We start from the raw sequence: 18,373 nt of genomic DNA on the forward strand, positions 1-18,373 counted from the left end.
GGCCCGCGGCGCAACGGGCCCGCATCAGGCCGGATCGAGCGGCCTCACCGCGTCGATATTCGCGTCGGACGCGAGCCAGCGCACAAGGATGCGATAGACGTCGAGATCGAACCGCCGCGCCGGCGGATCGGCGACCAGCAGGTCGAGCGCTCCGCGATCCTCGACGCTGCCAAGCACGCACCAGTGGTCGACGAGGTGGAAGGCTTCGCGTCCCGAATGCGCGCAGCGCTCCTCGATGACGACCGCTCCCGCCCACGGCCACGCGCGCAGCCTGATCGAACCGAGCGCGCCGATCAGCCGCTCGTCGTGCGCCGCGAAGCTCTCGCGACCGACGCACACGCCAGCGCACTGCTTGGCGAGGTGCGCGCTGCAGGCGCAGTTGCTGCCACTCTCGAGCCCGAGCCGCTGCGGGCACAGACGGTAGTGCTGCGCGAGCTCGCGCAGCACGCTGTCAGCCTCCTTGCGGTGGCGGAACGCGCCGTGAATGTCCTGCCACGACGCGGGGTCGGTGTCGGTCAGCGCGACGCGCTCGAAAATCGGCGGCCGCCGACGGTTGGGGACGAAGCGCAGTCCGAAGACGTCCTCGCGCCCCGGCGCCGCACGGTTGTGCGACGGATGCTTCGCCCGCACGAGCGCGGTTTCCAGCAGCGAAGCGGCGAGGTCGCCGGCCGCCTCCTCCCACTCGACGCGGCGCACCTTGCGCGCAAGCGTTGCGTCCTTGCTGTTGCCGCCGGCCGAGGCCGAGAAATGCTCCGTGACGCGGGCGCGCAAGCTCCCGCCGCGGCCGATGTAGAGCACTTGACCGTTCTCGGCGAAGAACGAATAGACACCGGGAGCGTCCGGCAGTCCTTCGAGAATGCCCTCGGGCAATCCGGGCGGACGGGGCGCCGCCTTCATCGCGCGCTCGCAGGCGCGATCGAGCACCTCGGCCGGAAATTCGTCGCGGACCTTGCGCGCGAATTGCCACAGCACTTCGGTATCGCCCATCGCGCGGTGGCGCGCTTCGCAATGGAAGCCATGGCGCGCGATCAGTGCGTCGAGACCGTGCTTGTGATGTTCCGGGTACAGCGCGCGGGACAGTTTCACGGTGCACAGCACCGCGGCGTCGAACTGCTGCCCGAGCCGGGAAAATTCGTTGCGGACGAAGCCGTAGTCGAAGCGCGCGTTGTGCGCGACGAACACCGCGCCCGCGAGCCGTGCGCGCACCGCATCGGCGAGTTCGGCGAAAGTCGGCGCGGCCGCGACCATCTCGTCGGTGATGCCGATCAGCCGCTGGATCAGCGGTGGAATCCCCCGGCCCGGATTGACGAGACTCTCCCAACGCTCGACGAGTTCGCCGCGCTCGATGCGCAGCACCGCGATCTCAGTGATGCGGTCGGACACCGGATTCGCGCCGGTCGTCTCGACGTCGATCAGGACGAGGGAATCAGGAAGCGGCACGCGACAACCGGCCAGACGCGCGCTGCGGTGCGTCCGTCAGCAGAGAAACGGGAAAATGCGCCCGCGCGAAGCGCGACGCGAACTCAGTGATTCGTGTCGTAGTAATACCCCTTCGGCGGAACCTTCGTCTCGTCGAGCCGTGCCTGCGCCTCGACATCCTGCGGCTTGTCCCACCACAGCGCGCGGCCCTTGCGCTGCTCTTCGAGTTCCTGCGGATGCTTCTCCAGCCACTCGCGAATGAATTTCGTGTGTTCGGATTCGTAGATCGCCATTGCTTGCTCCGTCGGAAAGGCGCAATTGTAGGGCCGCGCCGGCGCCCGCGCCAATCGTGCCGCCGTTTCCGGTCGCGTTCTGTCGGGGGCGCAGCGGATCGCAATCGAACGCGGCGCATCCGAGCGCGTCGGTCCGCCCGATCGCGATGTCGAACCTGCGGCCATCCTGGACCGAAAACGTCTTGCGGGCGCAGAGCGACATCCGCGGCCTCCAGAAGCCTCGCCACCGCTCTTCGTCGACGGATCACACCAACCGACATTCCCAGCGCACGACATCGCGCCGGAACCACATTCCGCCGCCGGCAGCCCGCGCTTCAGCCCTCGATTCCGTGCGGCGCCTGTCCGCAGAAGCTCCCGAGAATGCTTTCGACTTCGGCACGCGGCAAGTCGCGCACGATGAACACCAGCCGGCTGCCGCGATCAGCGTCGGGCCAGGCGGACAGGCTCGCGGGCGGATAGGCGACGTGCTGCACGCATTGCACGACACGCGGCAGCGGGTCGCCGGCGACGTTCAGCAAGCCTTTCACGCGCAGGATGCGCGCGCCGTACACCTGCAGGATCAGGCCGAGACCATCGGAAAACCCAAACCAGTCGAGCGGTTCGTCGAAGCGCAGGACGAAGCTCGTGACGTCGCCGTCGTGCCGGGACGTCGGAACCGGCGCACCGCCCGCCCTTCGCCACGCCGATGACGGCGCCGCCCGCAAGCGCAGCGCTTCGTCACCGAGCCAGGCGGCAACGTCCGGGAGCTTGCCGGCCGGGTCGTAGAGGCCGCAGCCCGACACCGCGTCGACGCCAACTCGGCCCTCCGCGACCTCGATCTGAGCTGCACCGGGATTCAGCGCCGAGAGCCGTCGCGAGAGCTCCGCGCGCTGCCCGATCGGAGCAAGATCGCATTTCGTCAGCAGCAGCCGGTCCGCCATCGCGACCTGCCGCACCGCTTCGCGATGCGCGTCGAGCTGGCCGTCGGCAAGCGTGGTGTCGACCGCGGTGACAACGCCGTCGCAGCGGTAACGCTCGGCGATGAACGGCTCGCGCATCAGCGTATGGATTACCGGCGCCGGGTCGGCGAGGCCGGTCGTCTCGATCAGCACACGGTCGATCGCCGGGATCTCGCGGCGCAGCGCGCGCATGAAGAGGCCCTTCAAGGCTTTCACGAGATCGCCCTGCACGCTGCAGCAAATGCAGCCGGAGTCGAGCACGACCAGCGTTTCGTCGACCTTGTCGACGAGGTGATGGTCGATCGACACTTCGCCGAACTCGTTGATCAGTACCGCCGCGCGCGCCATCGCCGGCTCGCGCAGCAGGTGGTTGAGCAGCGTCGTCTTGCCGGCCCCGAGAAAGCCGGTGAGGATCGTGACCCGGATGCGGCGGTCGGCCGGCGCGTCGAGCGGAGCCGGCGCGACCCCCTGCCCGTCCGCCATCAGCTGCGCGTGTCGGCCTTCATCCGGCCGATGCGCACGACTTCGGGGACGCGGCGCACGCCCCGCATCACGCGGGCAAGATGCACCCGGTCATGCACCTGCAGCACGAGATTGATCGCGCTGTAGATGCCTTGTTCGCTGTCCATGTTGACGTTGCGGATGTTGCAATCCTCTTCGGAGATCGCGCTGGCGATGCGCGCGAGCACGCCGCGCGCGTTCTTCGTCAGCACGCGGATCGTCACGTCGAAGAGGCGCTCTTCGCCCGATTCCCACTCGACATCGACCCAGCGGCCGCGATCGCCGCGCAGCTTCGCGACCACCGGGCAGTCGTGCAGGTGCACTTCGAGGCCCTGCCCCTTGCGGATCGTGCCGATGATCGGGTCGCCCGGGATCGGCTGGCAACAGCGCGCGAGCTGCACCGCAATGCCCTCGCTGCCGCGGATCAGGATCGCGCCGGCGGGCTTCGGCTTGATCACGTTCGGCCGCCCCGACTCGAGGTCCTGAGCCTGCGCGACGCGACGAGCGACGATCGCCGGCAGGCGGCGGCCAAGGCCGATGTCGGCGAACACTTCCTTCTTGCCGCGTACGCCGCGCTCGCCCAGGAAGCGCTCCCACGCGAACGTGCTGATCTGCCCGAGCGTCAGCCCGTGGGGACGCAGCGCCTGGTTCAGCAGCCGCTCGCCGAGCGCGACCGACTCTTCCTGCTGCGCGCCTTTCAGGAAATGCCGGATCTGTGCGCGCGCCTTGCCGGTGCGCACGTACGTGAGCCACGCCGGATTCGGATTCGCATGCGCGGCGGTGATGATCTCGACCTGGTCGCCGTTGCGCAGTTCGGTGCGCAGCGGCATCAGGTCGCCGTTGACGCGGCACGCGACGCAGCGGTTGCCGATGTCGGTGTGCACCGCGTAGGCGAAGTCGACCGGCGTCGAGCCTTTCGGCAACGACAGGATCTTGCCCTGCGGCGTGAAGACGTAGACCTCGCCGGGAAAGAGGTCGATCTTCACGTGCTCGAGGAACTCGGTCGCCTCGCCGGACGCCGATTGCAGCTCGAGCAGCGATTGCAGCCACGAATGCGTCTTCTGCTGCAGCTCCGACAGCGTCTTTTCGTCTTCCTTGTACAGCCAGTGCGACGCGACGCCGCTCTCGGCGATGTGGTGCATTTCGGCGGTCCGGATCTGCACTTCGACCGGCGTGCCGAACGGGCCGATCAGCGTCGTGTGCAGCGACTGATAGCCGTTGGCCTTCGGGATCGCGAGGTAATCCTTGAACTTGCCCGGCACCGGCTTGTACATCGAATGCAGCGCGCCGAGCGCGAGGTAGCAGCTCGGCACGTCGCGCACGATGACGCGGAAACCGTAGATGTCGAGCACTTGCGAGAAGGTGAGCCGCTTCTCGGCCATCTTGCGATAGATCGAGAAGAGATGCTTCTCGCGACCCTTCACTTCGGCCGAGATGCCCCACTGCGGCAGCCGCTCCTCGATCGCGTTCAGGACCTTGCCGACGACTTCGCGACGGTTGCCGCGAGCGGCCTTGATCGCGCGCGACAGCACGCGGTAGCGCAGCGGGAACTTGTGCTCGAACGACAGCTCCTGCAGCTCGCGGTAAAGGTTGTTCAGCCCCAGGCGGTTCGCGATCGGCGCGTAGATTTCGAGCGTTTCGTTCGCGATCCGGCGCCGCTTCGCGGGACGCACGCAGTGCAGCGTGCGCATGTTGTGCAGCCGGTCGGCGAGCTTGATCAGGATGACGCGCAGATCGCTCGCCATCGCGAACAGCATCTTGCGGAAGTTCTCGGCCTGCGCCTCTTCCTGGGAGCGGAATTCGATCTTGTCGAGCTTGGAAAGACCGTCGACGAGCTCGGCCGCGGTGCGGCCGAAGCGGTCGGTGATCTCCTGCTTGGAGATGTGCGTGTCCTCCATCACGTCGTGAAGGAGGGCGGCGATCAGAGCCTGGGCATCCAGGTGCCAGTCGGCGACGATGTCGGCGACCGCGACCGGGTGCGAGATGTACGGGTCGCCGCTGATGCGGAATTGCCCTTCGTGCGCCCGGGCCGAGAAGTGGTAGGCGCTCTCGACCCGCTCGACGTCTTCGGGCCGGAGGTAGGCCGAAATCTTTTCCCTGAGCTCGGCGAGTCCGCAGGAGATTTCGGGCATCGGGGGCGAATCGGAGGCGGGGACCGCGGCGGCATCCATGGCGTGTGTTCCCCTCCCCCGACGGGGGATCAGGCCTGCCCGCGGTTCAGGACTTCGAGTCCGACCTTGCCGGCGGCGATTTCGCGCAGCGCGATGACGGTCGGCTTGTCCTTGTCGCCTTTTTCGAGTTCGACCTGCGGCGCGGAACCGATCGTGATCTGGCGTGCGCGGTAGGTCGCGGCGAGGGTCAGCTGAAAGCGATTCGGAATCTTTTTGAGGCAATCTTCAATAGTGATACGCGCCATAATTCAGTCCTGTTCAAGAAAATCGAAATATTGCAGGTGCCGCAGATGCTGGTTCGCGTAGCGCAGCCGAGCGGCGCGCACGACCGCAACAAGATCATCCACGGCGCACTGCAACTCGTTGTTCAGTATAACGTAGTCGAATTCGCCGACATGCCGCATCTCGCCGCGGGCACCGAGGAGCCGGCGCGCGATCACGTCGTCGCTGTCGGTGCCGCGGCCACGCAAGCGCGCTTCGAGTTCTTCGAGCGACGGCGGAAGGACGAACACGCCGACCGCCTCGCAAAACGCCTTGCGCACCTGCTGGGCGCCCTGCCAGTCGATTTCGAGCAGGATGTCGCGACCCGCGGCGATCTGCTCCTTCAGCCAGACCTTCGATGTCGCGTAGTAGTTTCCGTGCACTTCCGCCCACTCGAGGAACTCCCCGCGATCGCGCAGTTCGCGGAATTTCGCGATGTCGACGAAGTGGTAATCGCAGCCGTCCGCCTCGCCGGGGCGCGGTTCCCGCGTCGTGTAGGACACCGACAGCTGGATCTGCAAATCGCGTTCGAGCAGACCGCGCACCAGCGTCGTCTTGCCCGCCCCCGACGGGGCGGTGATGATGATCAGGGTTCCGGGCATAAGTCTTCGTGCTGAGTGGGCAGGCGACGGATCGCCCGAAGGGCGGAGCAGCCGATGCGGGCTTCGAATCTCCCCGCTCGCCACCGGGTTTCCGATTGTGCCAGCGCGCACGGCCTATTACCAACGGAAGATGCGAGGGCGGGCGCCGCAGCGGCGGAGCTTGCGGACCCCGGCAAGCGGTGAAGGACGCCCGAGGTCGGCACGGAAGCCGACGACGGGCGCTTCCCGTCGCCCGGTCGCGCTCGCCTCCCGCCGCGAACGTCCGCCCCTGACCCCGGCTGTTGAGGCGACGCCGATCGCAGAACCGGCACCGCGCGGGGCGCCCCTTCCGCGAGCTTTGCAGGATGGCAAAACAATCGGCCGTTACAGCGCCCGCTATCGGTTGCCGGATGCGCTCGGCTAAGCTTCCGCTTTGCGCTCTGGATACCCCTGATGCTCCGACGTCTTGTCCTGTTGTTCAATGTCCTGATCGCGCTCGGTGCCCCCGTCGCGGCTGCGGCGGACGCGCCGCCGCTGCCCGCGCTCGCCGCGGACGCCGGTCGCTTGACGGTGTCGGGCATCTCATCGGGCGGCTACATGGCGGTGCAGTTCCACGTCGCGCACTCGACGCTCGTCGACGGCGTCGGCGTCATCGCGGCCGGCCCCTACGACTGCGCCCGAGGCAGCGTCACGCGAGCCTTGACCAACTGCATGGCACCCGAAGCCGGTGCGCTCCCACCCGACCCGGCTTCGACGCTCGCGCGCGTCGAAGCCGAAGCGCAAGCCGGACACATCGACCCGCCCGCGGGCTTTCGCGGCGATCGCGCGTGGATTCTCGCGCTCGGCGCCGACGCGACGGTCCGGCGCCCCGTCGTCGACGCGCTGCTCGGCTTTTACCGTCGCGTGCTCCCGCCGGCAGCGGTCGGTTTCGTCGAGGTGCCCGACGCAGCGCACGGCTTCGTCTCGATCGCCGACCCGCAGGCGAACAGCTGTGACACGTCCGAATCGCCGTTCATCAACCGCTGCGGCGACATCGATGCGGCGGGTTTGCTGCTGGCACACCTGATCGGACCACTCGCACCGCGGTCGCCCGCGCCCGACGGCGAGCTGCTGAGCTTCGACCAGCGTCCGTTCGCCCCGCTCGCGCCGCTCGATCTTAGCCTCGCCGACCGCGGCTACGCATATGTGCCGCGTGTCTGTCGGAACGGAGGCTGCGCGGTCCACATCGCATTCCACGGCTGCCGGCAGACCGAAACACAGATCGGGCGGCGCTTCGTCGAGGGCGCGGGCTACAACGCGTGGGCCGACGCGAACCGGCTCATCGTGTTGTATCCGCAGGCGCGCCCCCGCAGCGGTTTCGCGTGGGGCTCGTGGCGCTGGGTGTACAACCCGCGCGGCTGCTGGGACTGGTGGGGTTACACCGGCCCCGCCTACGCGACGCGCGACGGCAAGCAGATCGCCACCGTGCGCGCGATGATCGAGCGGCTCGCGCAGCCGCCCACCCCTGCGCCCGTGGACCGCTGACCGGATGGACTCGCACGGTCTTCTCGGCCTGCCGCCGGACGCGGGCGAGCGCGAGGTCAAGCACGCGTTCCGGCGCCTCGCGATGCGCTGGCATCCGGACCGCAACCCGGATCCCGCCGCGCTCGAACACTTCAAGCGGTTGCGCGCCGCCTACGAAGCCATTCTCGCGCGGCTCGCCGCGGCGGATGACGACCGCTCGGGCGACGAGGGCGACGAGGGCGACGAGGGCGACGGAGATGCCGCCCACCCCGCCGACGACTCGGCCGCGGGTGCGACTCGCGGGTCTGCGGGCGGATCGACCGGTAAATCGACGGACGCCGGGCGCGACGAAGGCACGTACGGGCGCGGGCGGGATCGCCATCAAGAGCTGACGCTGTCGGTCGAGGAAGCCTTTCTCGGCGGCGAGCGCACCGTCGAGGTCGAGGACACGGCGGTTTGCGAGTGCTGCGACGGCAGCGGTGTGGAACAACTGACGCACACGCGCCTCTGCGCGGCGTGTCACGGCTCGGGGCGGCTGCGCAGCCGCAACGGGCTCGCCTCCTGCGGCAACTGTGGAGGCCGCGGCTATCTCAGCAAGCAGTCTTGCGGAGCGTGCGAAGGCACGGGCCGGCGCCGGGCGCAACGACGAGTGTCGGTGACGATTCCCGCGGGCGTCGTCGCGGGCGACGAACTCCGCGTCGCCGGCGCTGGCGACGCGGCGCCGTCGGAGCGCGGCGTCGCGGGCGATCTCATCCTGACCATCGTCCTCGCGCCGCATTCACTTTACCGGCTCGACGGGCGCGACCTCCTGCTGGACCGGCCTGTCAGCGTATTCCGGATGCTGCTCGGCGGCGAATTGCCGGTGCCGCTGCCGGGCAGCATCCGCAACGTGAAGCTCGCGCCCGGCAGCGCGACGCCGCGCGAGTTGCGAGTTCGCGGCGCCGGACTCCCCGGGCGCGACGGCACGACGGCTGGGGCGCTGATCATCAGACTCGTCCCGGTCATGCCGGACGCGGCGCCGCCGCGCCTGCGCGCCTTGCTCGAAGAGATCGAGAACGCGCTCGGCGTCGACCGCGACGCCGCGATGCCCGATCTGGCAAACTGGGAGGCGCGCTGGCTCGCAGACGATTGAAACCGGCGTCGGCCTCGCATTCGGACGGGAGCGTTCCGTCAGCACGGTACCGCTCGCCGAAGTCCTGCTATCGCGCTTCGGCGCGCTGCTGAAACTCGCCGAAGGGCCGAATGCGAACGTCGTGTGCCCCCGCCGGCTAATCGAACCGCCTTCGATGCCGACGACGCCGCAATCGCCATCCGGACTCTTCCCGCCGCTTCGCGGCGCTTCCGCTCCTTTTTCCCCAGGTTCCCGATGATTCTCGATATCGATCTTGTTTCCGACTTCGTCTGCCCGTGGTGCTTTCTCGGCAAGGTGCGCCTCAACCGCGCGATCGACCAGCTGCGTGCGGCGCGCCCGGATCTCGAAGTGCGGGTCAATTGGCTGCCGTTCTTCCTGTACCCGGATGCACCGGTTTCGGGCGAACCGTATCGCGCCTTCCTCGAAGCGAAGTTCGGCGGCGCCCGGCAGACCGACGAGGTGCTCGCGCGCGTGTCGGAAGCGGCGGCGCCCGACGACCTGCATTTCGCGTTCGACCGCATCGCGACTCGACCCAACACCCTGAACGCGCACCGGCTGAGCTACCGCGCGCAGTCGCTCGGCCAGACGCAGCAGCGCGTCGGCGCGCTCGGCGAAGCGCTGTTCGCGGCGCATTTCCAGCAGGGACGGGATATCGGCGACGTCGACACGCTCGTCGACATCGCCACTGCGACCGGCGACAACAAGGACGCCGTCCGCGCCTATCTCGACAGCGATGCGGACACGGCAACCGTCAAACGGATGGCCGCGCAGGTCCGGAACCAGGGGATCAGCGGGGTGCCCTTTTTCATCATCAACCGCAAGCTCGCGGTGTCCGGGGCACAATCGGCGACGGCCCTCGGCGCGGCGATCCTGCAGGCGCTCGGATAACGGGAGCTCGCCGGGAGGCGCACTTCGCGGACGAGGCGGGTTGCGACGCGGAAACCGCTCCTACCGCGATCGCTACCGGGAGTGCTCAAAAAAATCGAACACCTTCACCCGTGGCGGGTTGTGCGCGGCCATCGCCTGCGGCGACCGGGAGCGTTCAAAAAATCCCGCACCGCCACGACGTCTCCCCTGCACGGAGCTACGTCACGCGCTCGCTGCCCCGTCAGCGCCCGGCGGCCGCGCTTCCCTGCTGCGACACCGAGTGGCAGCGATAGCAGTTGCGATGCGTGACGAACGCGACGCGGTCGTGGCACATGCCGCAGAAGCGGCCGCGGAAGATGTCCTCCATCCGGATCGCCGTGCCACCGGCCTTCTCGGCGAACGGCGCCGGATGGCAGTTGCCGCAGTCGAGCCACTCGGTGTGCGCGCGATGCGGAAAGCGGACGTTCGGCATCTGCTTCGTGTTGCGCATGACGACGTCGAGATCGAGCGGGGCGGGGCGCGGGGCTCCGTCGATACGCTGGCGCGGCGCGATCGACTGCGAGCGCAGCGCGCTCATCCAGTCGGGCTTGCCGTCCGCGTCCCGCGGCATGCCATCGAGCGCTTCTCCGGCGCGCTGCAGCCGTGAAAAGCCCGGATTGTCGCGATCGTAGAACTCGTCGCGATCGTCGGCGCGCGGAGGCGCCGCACTCGGCGCCGGCGCGGGCGCAACATGCACGGCCGGCGTATCGGGCGGAATCTCGGCGGCCTTCAACGCCGCTTCGGCGCCGTGCATCGCGAGGATCCAAACCACGGCGGCGCTCGTTGCGAGCCGAATACGCTTGCTGCTTGCAGTCATGAAACCCGTGTTCCAACAGTCGTCGGCCGCCGACATGCAAGTTCGGCGCCATCGTTTGGCACGCATCTAGCTTTACTGTACGGATTCTTCATTCGATCGGTTCGTGGGCAATCCGATCCTGGCGCGTCTTTCCATGACCCGAACGATCCGTGGCCTCCTCTGGGGTACGGCGACGCTGCTGGCGGCCGTGCTCTTCGTGTTCGTCTTCGTGACGATGCATTTCGTGCAGGAGCGCTCGATCCGCAAGGACGCGTTCGCGGATGCGGAAGTCCTCGCGCGGGTGACGTTCAACAGCATGTTCCAGCTGATGAGCACAGGCTGGACCCGCGCCCAGCTCGAAGGCTACGTCGCCGGTCTCGATACCGCCGTCGCCGGAAGCCCTGTGCGCATCACGATCTTCCGCGGCGAGCCGGTGTCCGCACTGTTCGGCGCGGTCGAACAGGCGCCGGCGGACCCGACGGTCCGGGCGGCGCTGACGAGCGGCACGGCGGTCGAGAGCTTTCACGGCAATTCCGCGCGCTTCGTCTTTCCGCTCGCCGCGGAGGAACGCTGCCTGGTCTGCCACCGCAACGCCGCGGTCGGCACGATCCTCGGCGCGATCGACGTTTCCCAGTCGGTCGAGGCTGTCATTTCCGAGAATCGGGAACGGATGCTTCTCGCCTACCTGCCGACGATCCCGGTGTGCTTCATCGCGATCCTGCTCGTCGTCGGCCACATCACGCGGCGGCTCGACGGTGCGATCGGCGCGCTGCGGCAGGAAATCAATGCCGTCAATCGCGTGTCGGACCTGCGCCGGCTCGCCACCACCGACAATTCTCTCGGCTTCGCGGAGTTCAACCGTATCGGGCACGGCATCCGCCGGATGACGGAGCGCTTGCGCGAAGTCGCGGTCGATCGCGAGCTTCTCGAATTCGAGATTCGGCTGCTCGAACGCTTCGTCATCACCGCGGAGATTGTGCGCGACTGGCGCGAGCAGGTTGCCCACCTGCTCATCGAAATCGACGTGGTGCTGCCGAGCCGCGCGCTCGTGGCCTTGTTCGCCACCGACGACGGCGGATACGAGGTCGAAGTGTTCTGGCGCCGCAGCGCGGGCGCCGCAGCGCGCGAGGCAATGGCGTCGCACCTGCGCGCAGCGTTCGGACCGCTGCCCGGGCAGAACGCGCCGTCGCTTCCCGTCCGCCACACGATCGCGGACCCTGGCCATCCACTATGCGAAAGCGACGACGGCGCGGACTTCCGTCACCTGCGCCTGCTGACGCTGACCGCGCCGCGCGTCGGCGGCATCGTCGCGGTCGGCATCCACGCCTATCCGACGGATGAGCCGTCGCGACTGCAAGCCGTCGAGGCGGTGCTGTCGACGCTGCTGAACGTCGTCGGCTCGATCAAGGCGATCAACCGCTACGCCGGCGAGCTCGAATACCACGCGACGCGCGACCCGCTGACCGGGCTCTACAATCAGCGCGTGTTCTGGGACCTGCTCGGCGCGCAGGTCGCGCGCAGCCGGCGGCGCGGCCATCCGGCCGGCCTGCTCCTGATCGATCTCGATAACTTCAAGTCGATCAACGACGGCTACGGCCATGCGATCGGCGACACCTTCCTGAAGACGATCGCGGCGTCGCTGAAGCAGGCGCTGCGCACCGAAGACATCCTCGCGAGATACGGCGGCGACGAGTTCGTCGCGCTGCTGCCCGATACCTCGGCGGAAGACACGGCTCATGTCGCGCGGCGCATCCTCGACAACGTCGGCAACACGCAGATCATCACCGAAGACGGCTCGACGCTCGCCAGCACGGTATCGATCGGCATCGCGATGTTCCCCGACCACGCGGACGATTCGCACGATCTCTTCCTGCTTGCCGACAGCATGATGTACCGCGCGAAATCGGGCGGCCGAAACCAGGTCGCAGTGCCGAGCGCCGACGATCTCGCCGAGCAATTCCGCAGCGCCGGCGAACACACGCTGCGCATTCTCCGCGCGGTCGAACAGCAGCGCATCGAACCGTTCATCCAGCCCATCCTCGACACGCGCACGAACCGCGTCGTCGCCGTGGAGGTGCTGTGCCGTCTGCGCAGCGAGTCCGGACAGCTGATCGGCGCGCACGATTTCGTACCGGCAGCCGAGCGACTCGGCATCATGCACCGCATCGATCTCGTCGTGCTGCGCAAGGCGATCGAAGCGCTGGCGGCCGAAGGCTTCGACGGGCTGATTTTCGTCAATACCTCGCCGCGCTCGCTGGTGATGGACAAGGTCGTCGAGCAGATGACCGCGATCGTCGCGCGCACCGGCACCGACCCCGCGCGCGTCGTTTTCGAGATCACCGAGCGCGAGGCGCTGCACGACACGGACCGCTTCGATGCGTTCATCGCCGAACTCCGCGCCCCCGGCTTCAAGCTCGCGCTCGACGATTTCGGTTCCGGCTTCTCGTCGTTCCAATACCTGAAGCGCATCCCGGTCGATTTCCTGAAGATCGAAGGCGAGTTCATCGTGAACATGATGACGAGCCCGACCGACCATTCGCTCGTCTGCAGCATGGTGTCGCTCGCGCGCGAGCTGGGCATCCGCTGCATCGCCGAACACGTGGAAACCGGCGCGATCTTCGAGCAGGTCGCGAGCATGGGGATCGATCTCGCGCAGGGCTATCACATCGGCCGCCCGCGCCCCGCCGGTCCGGACGCCGCGAACGGCTTGCTGCCCGCCCTCGCCGCCTGAGGCGGCCGACCGCACATCGGCTTTCGACGCGAAAGCCGGCGCTGAGACGAAGCCGGGCGCCGCCCCGCAGCCTTATCCCGGCTGCCGCCGTTCGGCTCTGCGCGTCCCGCACCTTCCGCTTCATCCTTCGTTGCGACTGGCTTCGCCGCGTCCGCGCAAGCACGCGCTTCACGCGTCTATACTCCGTGCCATGCCCGGCGAAACCGAACTGCCTGCATTGCCCGAGGAAGAGCTGGAAGAGCGCTTCATCCGCTCGTCGGGGCCGGGAGGGCAGAACGTGAACAAGGTTTCCACCGCCGTCGAACTGCGCTTCGATGCGGCGCACTCGCCGTCGCTGACCGACGCGGTCCGCCAGCGCCTGATCTCACTCGCTGGCCGGCGGGCGACGTCCGATGGCGTGATCGTGATCACCGCGCAGCGGTTCCGCACGCAGGAGCGCAATCGCGCCGACGCGCGGACGCGACTGGCTGAGCTGATCGCCCGCGCAAGCGAGCTGCCGACGCCGCGCATCGCGACGACGCCGACGAAGGCGTCGATGAAGCGCCGCCTCGAGAGCAAGCGCGCGCAGGGAGAGCGCAAGCGACAACGCGCGGGGCGGGACTCCCTGGATCCTTCCGACTGACGGAAGGATCCGACCTCGACAAAAAGGGACGGATCGATGAACGAATACCTTCCGCGCCGGCGCGCCGCCGCTTGCGCACTCGCCGCAGTCGTTTTCGGGCTCGCGCCCGGCTTCGCCGCGCAGGCGCGCGCCGAACAGGTCGGCGAAGTCTCGACGGTCTGGAAGCTGATCGGTCCCGATCACAAGGTCGTCGTCGAGGCGTACGACGACCCGCGGGTGGAAGGCGTGACCTGTTACGTGTCGCGGGCCAAGACCGGGGGTCTGTCGGGCGCGGTGGGTCTCGCCGAGGACCGTTCGGACGCGTCGATCGCGTGCCGGCAGGTCGGGCCGATCCGCGTGCGCGAAGCGCTGCCGCGGCAGGAGGAAGTGTTCTCGGAACGCTTGTCGGTGCTGTTCAAACGGCTGCAGGTCGTGCGGATCGTCGATCCGAAACGCAACGTGCTCGTCTACCTGACCTATTCCGACAAGCTCATCGAGGGGAGCCCGAAGAACAGCGTGACGGCGGTGGCGGTCGATCGCGCAACGCCGATCACGTTGCGGCGCTGATCCCGCTGAGCGGGAAGCCTCGCTCCTGCCGCGAAGGCCAGGGCCTAGGTTCGGATCTGCTCGCGCCGGGTTTGGTCGAGACGCTGCTGCCGCCCTTCCACGGGCACGGGCGAACGGTCGCGACGGGCGCGGCGGTGAAAGGCGTATGAGGCGCAGGGTGGGAACAATCCCCGTTCAGCGCAGCCGCTAAGTGGGGATCGGGCTGACCATCTCATTAAAACCGGGAAGCGCAACGGCTCCCCGGCTTCCGACCTTACTGGATGACGCGCACCGCGCCGGCGAAGACGATTTCGCCGAAAGTGCGATTGAGCGAGCTGCTCTTGAAGTCGCGCATCACCATTCCGCTGTCCCAGCTCACCTTGTCGCCGGCCTTGACCTGCGCCTCCGGCGCCGCGACCCACAGCGTCGAGCCGTTCTGCTCGACTTCGAGGTAGCTGTAACCACCGGCGTTTGCGGCGCTCTTCACGACACCGATACTTTGCGCGGAAGCCCGAGCGGCGTCCGAAGCGGTCGTGGGCGCCGCGGCGTGCGGCATCGGTGGCTGGCCGGGCTGGACGCCGTGCGGCGCCACGCCGGTCGTCGCCCCGCCCGCCGGGCCCCATGCATTGACGAACAGGATCTCGTCGAACACGCGACCGAGCGATTTGGCGGTGAAATTGGTCATCACCGCGTAGTCGCCCCACTGCACCGTGTCACCCGGACGGACGTCGATGTGCCCGCCGGCGATCCACACCTGCTGCCCCCCGGTGGTTTCGACTTGCGCATAGGTATAGCCGCCGCCTTGCTCGAGCTGCACGACTTTGCCCGAGTTCGGTGTCGCCGCCGCGCTCGCGACGGGACCGGAAGCGGGCGCAGCGGACGGCGGCGCCTCTGCGGCCGGCGCGACCGGCTCTTCCTTTTTCGAACACGCGGCGAGTCCGACCGATGCGGCGACAGCGAGCAACAACCAACGATTCACAAGATTTCTCCGATTGGGGCAGCACCGGATGGCCTGCCGGGGAAGCGAATTTCGACATTTGGCGCCGTAGTGGCCGAAGCGTGCGGCGGCTGTCGAAAAGCAAGACCCGTTCCCGCGGAAGGCACGCTGCCCCAACTGCCCCAACTGCCCCAACTGCGTTCAGGCGTACAGCGCGGCCGCGTGGTGGCGCACGTGTTCCTCGATGAAGCTCGCGATGAAGTAGTAGCTGTGGTCGTATCCCGGCTGCATCCGAAGGACGAGAGGATGGCCGGCCGCCGCGCAGGCGCCGCGCAGCGCATCCGGACGCAGCTGTTCGGCGAGGAAGCCGTCGGCGTCCCCCTGGTCGACCAGCAACGGCAGGCGCTCGGGCGCATCGGCGATCAGCTCGCACGCGTCCCACCGCTTCCACGCTTCGCGGTCCTCGCCGAAGAAGCGGCCGAACGCCTTCTGCCCCCACGGCACCGCGACCGGGTGCGTGATCGGCGCGAACGCGGACACCGAGAGGTAGCGGCCGGGGTTGCGCAGCGCGGCGACGAGCGCGCCGTGGCCGCCCATCGAGTGACCGCTCACGGCACGCCGCGAATCGACCGGGAGCTCGGCCTCGACGAGCGCCGGCAACTCATCGACGACGTAGTCGTGCATCCGGTAGTGGCGATTCCACGGCGGCTCGCTCGCGTTGACGTAGAAGCCCGCGCCGAGGCCGAAGTCCCACCCGCCGTCCGGGTCGCCGGGGACTCCGGTACCCCGCGGACTCGTGTCGGGCGCGACGAGCGCGACGCCGAGCTCGGCCGCGACGCGGTGCGCCCCGGCCTTCTGCATGAAGTTCTCGTCGGTGCAGGTGAGTCCCGACAGCCAGTACATCGCGGGCACGCGTCCGTGGTCGGCCTGCGGCGGCAGGTAGACCGCGAACACCATTTCGCAGTCGAGGACCTTCGAGCGATGGCGGAACCGCTTGTGCCAGCCGCCAAAGCTGCGGTTCGCGGCGATCTGTTCCAGTGTGGTCGTCATGCGGGCCTCAGAAGTGGATCACGGTCCGGATGCTCTTGCCTTCGTGCATCAGGTCGAACGCGCGGTTGATGTCCTCGAGCCCCATCGTGTGCGTGATGAAGGGGTCGAGCGGGATTTCGCCTTTCTGTGCGCGCTCGACGTAGCCGGGCAGCTCGCTGCGGCCGCGCACGCCACCGAACGCCGAGCCGCGCCAGACGCGACCGGTGACGAGCTGGAACGGTCGCGTCGAGATCTCCTCGCCCGCGCCGGCGACGCCGATGATCACCGACTCGCCCCAGCCCTTGTGGCAGCACTCCAGCGCCGAGCGCATGACCTTGACGTTGCCGATGCATTCGAACGAGTAATCGACGCCGCCGTCCGTGAGGTCGACGATCACTTCCTGGATCGGCCGGTCGTAGTCGAGCGGGTTCACGCAATCGGTCGCGCCGAGCTGCTTCGCGATCTCGAACTTCGCCGGGTTCAGGTCGATGGCGATGATGCGCGAGGCCTTCGCCATCCCGGCGCCGATGATCGCCGCGAGGCCGATGCCGCCGAGCCCGAACACCGCGACCGTCGCGCCCGGTTCCACTTTCGCGGTGTTCAGCACCGCGCCGATGCCGGTCGTGACGCCGCAGCCGAGCAGGCAGACCTTGTCCAGCGGTGCCTCCTTCGGGATCTTCGCGACCGCGATTTCGGGCAGCACCGTGTATTCGGAGAACGTCGACGTCCCCATGTAATGCAGGATCGGCTTGCCGTCCTTCGAAAAGCGGCTCGTGCCGTCGGGCATCAGGCCCTTGCCCTGCGTCGCGCGGATCGCCTGGCACAGGTTCGTCTTGCCGGAGCGGCAGAACTTGCATTGGCCGCATTCCGGCGTGTACAGCGGAATCACGTGGTCGCCGACCGCGACCGACGTCACGCCCGGTCCGATCGCCTCGACGATGCCGCCGCCCTCATGGCCGAGGATCGCCGGGAACACGCCTTCCGGGTCGGCTCCGGACAGCGTGTAGGCGTCGGTGTGGCAGACGCCGGTCGCGACGATGCGCACGAGCACTTCACCGGCGCGCGGCGGTGCGACGTCGACTTCAGTGACTTCGAGAGGCTGTTTCGCGGCCCAGGCGACGGCAGCGCGGGATTTGATCATTTTGGTTTCTCCGTTGGTCGAACGAGGATGACAGCGGTCGCGCCTGCAAGTTGACTGCGCGCCGGCCGCGATGTCGGCGAAATCGCGCGAAGGCGGCATAATGCGCGGCTTCGTCGAAGAGTAGCAGCCCTCGACGAAAGCTTGCAGCGCGGGCGGCGACGTCCGTGCTGCCGGGGCACTTCAGGCCGATCGGTGTATCGGCTGCCCCGCAAGCGGTCCGAGTACCGCACAGAAAGTGGGATGCGCGCAGGCGCAGCCCCGTTTAAATCCCGGCGGCTTCCGCGCCGGGGTGGCTGACATCAATCGGGAGACGACATGTCCGATCTCAGTTGCGCGTCGCGAAGGCGCGCGCTCGCCGCTTTGGGCGGCCTCGCCGCGCTGGCCGCCGCGCCGCCGGCGTTCTCCGCGCCCGCACGCGCTGCCGTCGCTGCCGGCGTCGCCGCGCGCTTCGAAGCGCTCGATCTGCAAACCCCCGCGCCTGCCGCGCTGCGCGCCGCGCTCGAACCCCTGCGCGATCGTCCGGTGCTCGTGAGTTACTGGGCGAGCTGGTGCGAGCCGTGCCGCGCGGAGATGCCCGCGCTCGTCGCGCTCGACGAGGCCGAAACCGACCTCGCGCTCGTCACCGTCGCGGTCGCCGACCGCCTCGCGGACGTGCGGCGCTTCTTCGACGATCACGCGCTCGAGCCTGCCGTCGTCGTAGACCCGGAACAGGCCATCGCCCGCGCGTGGGACGTGCGCTACCTGCCGACGACGCTGCTCCTCGACCGCTCGCACCGCCCGCGCTACCGCGTCCGCGGCGAGCTCGACTGGGCCGATGCCGCGGTACGCCGTCACCTTCGGACACTCGTCGCCGCCGGCGGCGAGTCACGCCAACACTGAGATCAGGA

General features: G+C 68.3%; 17 protein-coding genes. 7 read left to right on the forward strand and 10 right to left on the reverse strand.

Translation table 11 applies throughout. From position 1 onward, the window contains the following. Positions 1-24: 24 nt before the first annotated feature. The 6 genes from ROZ37_RS07045 to gmk form a co-directional block, all read right to left on the reverse strand. The gene (locus tag ROZ37_RS07045) at positions 25-1,440 is read right to left on the reverse strand and encodes an exonuclease domain-containing protein (protein ID WP_312658511.1); all 1,416 of its coding nucleotides are present in this window, start codon (positions 1,438-1,440) and stop codon (positions 25-27) included. Positions 1,441-1,523: 83 nt separating this feature from the next. Further along, complete coding sequence (locus ROZ37_RS07050) at positions 1,524-1,712, reverse strand: DUF3460 family protein (protein ID WP_312658513.1); 189 nt, start codon at positions 1,710-1,712, stop codon at positions 1,524-1,526. A gap of 314 nt (positions 1,713-2,026) precedes the next feature. Continuing rightward, positions 2,027-3,133 carry a GTP-binding protein gene (locus tag ROZ37_RS07055; protein WP_312658515.1) on the reverse strand — a complete coding sequence of 369 codons (1,107 nt, stop codon included), beginning with the start codon at positions 3,131-3,133 and terminating at the stop codon, positions 2,027-2,029. Then, a complete protein-coding gene (locus ROZ37_RS07060; RefSeq protein WP_312658516.1) occupies positions 3,133-5,283 on the reverse strand; it encodes a bifunctional (p)ppGpp synthetase/guanosine-3',5'-bis(diphosphate) 3'-pyrophosphohydrolase in 2,151 nt (716 codons plus the stop codon). The genes ROZ37_RS07055 and ROZ37_RS07060 overlap by 1 nt, the downstream gene beginning before the upstream one ends. A 68-nt stretch (positions 5,284-5,351) precedes the next feature. After that, positions 5,352-5,567, reverse strand: coding sequence for a DNA-directed RNA polymerase subunit omega (gene rpoZ / locus ROZ37_RS07065; protein ID WP_312658517.1), 216 nt, complete (start codon positions 5,565-5,567; stop codon positions 5,352-5,354). Between the two features lie 3 nt (positions 5,568-5,570). Continuing rightward, positions 5,571-6,185 (reverse strand): guanylate kinase, encoded by a 615-nt coding sequence (gene gmk, locus ROZ37_RS07070; protein WP_312658518.1) that lies wholly within the window; start codon positions 6,183-6,185, stop codon positions 5,571-5,573. Positions 6,186-6,617: 432 nt separating this feature from the next. Between gmk and ROZ37_RS07075 the strand changes: the two genes are divergently transcribed. The 3 genes from ROZ37_RS07075 (at position 6,618) to ROZ37_RS07085 (ending at position 9,687) form a co-directional block, all read left to right on the forward strand. After that, entirely contained in the window at positions 6,618-7,688 is a 1,071-nt protein-coding gene (locus ROZ37_RS07075) for a poly(3-hydroxybutyrate) depolymerase (RefSeq protein WP_312658520.1), read from the forward strand. A 4-nt stretch (positions 7,689-7,692) separates the two neighbouring features. After that, positions 7,693-8,799 carry a DnaJ C-terminal domain-containing protein gene (locus tag ROZ37_RS07080; RefSeq protein WP_312658521.1) on the forward strand — a complete coding sequence of 369 codons (1,107 nt, stop codon included), beginning with the start codon at positions 7,693-7,695 and terminating at the stop codon, positions 8,797-8,799. Between the two features lie 234 nt (positions 8,800-9,033). Beyond that, the gene (locus tag ROZ37_RS07085) at positions 9,034-9,687 is read left to right on the forward strand and encodes a DsbA family oxidoreductase (RefSeq protein WP_312658522.1); all 654 of its coding nucleotides are present in this window, start codon (positions 9,034-9,036) and stop codon (positions 9,685-9,687) included. Positions 9,688-9,907: 220 nt separating this feature from the next. Here ROZ37_RS07085 and ROZ37_RS07090 read toward each other — a convergent pair whose 3' ends face one another. Continuing rightward, positions 9,908-10,522, reverse strand: coding sequence for a c(7)-type cytochrome triheme domain-containing protein (locus ROZ37_RS07090; RefSeq protein ID WP_312658524.1), 615 nt, complete (start codon positions 10,520-10,522; stop codon positions 9,908-9,910). A gap of 133 nt (positions 10,523-10,655) precedes the next feature. Between ROZ37_RS07090 and ROZ37_RS07095 the strand changes: the two genes are divergently transcribed. The 3 genes from ROZ37_RS07095 (at position 10,656) to ROZ37_RS07105 (ending at position 14,400) form a co-directional block, all read left to right on the forward strand. Further along, positions 10,656-13,232: a bifunctional diguanylate cyclase/phosphodiesterase gene (locus ROZ37_RS07095; protein ID WP_312658525.1), complete on the forward strand. Its 2,577-nt coding sequence runs from the start codon at positions 10,656-10,658 to the stop codon at positions 13,230-13,232. A gap of 190 nt (positions 13,233-13,422) precedes the next feature. After that, on the forward strand, positions 13,423-13,854 hold the full coding sequence (gene arfB / locus ROZ37_RS07100) for an alternative ribosome rescue aminoacyl-tRNA hydrolase ArfB (protein ID WP_312658526.1): 432 nt from the start codon (positions 13,423-13,425) through the stop codon (positions 13,852-13,854). 36 nt (positions 13,855-13,890) lie between these two features. Beyond that, complete coding sequence (locus ROZ37_RS07105) at positions 13,891-14,400, forward strand: CreA family protein (RefSeq protein WP_312658527.1); 510 nt, start codon at positions 13,891-13,893, stop codon at positions 14,398-14,400. A gap of 253 nt (positions 14,401-14,653) precedes the next feature. On the opposite strand, the gene ROZ37_RS07110 is transcribed toward ROZ37_RS07105, so the two are convergent. From ROZ37_RS07110 to ROZ37_RS07120, 3 genes are all read right to left on the reverse strand, one after another. Then, positions 14,654-15,358 (reverse strand): GW dipeptide domain-containing protein, encoded by a 705-nt coding sequence (locus ROZ37_RS07110; protein WP_312658528.1) that lies wholly within the window; start codon positions 15,356-15,358, stop codon positions 14,654-14,656. 159 nt (positions 15,359-15,517) lie between these two features. Beyond that, positions 15,518-16,366, reverse strand: a complete 849-nt coding sequence (gene fghA, locus ROZ37_RS07115; RefSeq protein ID WP_312658529.1) for an S-formylglutathione hydrolase — start codon at positions 16,364-16,366, stop codon at positions 15,518-15,520. A 7-nt stretch (positions 16,367-16,373) separates the two neighbouring features. Next, positions 16,374-17,486, reverse strand: a complete 1,113-nt coding sequence (locus tag ROZ37_RS07120) for an S-(hydroxymethyl)glutathione dehydrogenase/class III alcohol dehydrogenase (RefSeq protein ID WP_409449936.1) — start codon at positions 17,484-17,486, stop codon at positions 16,374-16,376. Positions 17,487-17,801: 315 nt separating this feature from the next. Between ROZ37_RS07120 and ROZ37_RS07125 the strand changes: the two genes are divergently transcribed. Beyond that, complete coding sequence (locus tag ROZ37_RS07125; RefSeq protein ID WP_312658530.1) at positions 17,802-18,365, forward strand: TlpA disulfide reductase family protein; 564 nt, start codon at positions 17,802-17,804, stop codon at positions 18,363-18,365. The last annotated feature ends 8 nt before the right edge of the window (positions 18,366-18,373 follow it).

The sequence above is a fragment of the Aromatoleum sp. genome, from assembly GCF_032027225.1.
Classification (GTDB): Bacteria; Pseudomonadota; Gammaproteobacteria; order Burkholderiales; family Rhodocyclaceae; genus Aromatoleum.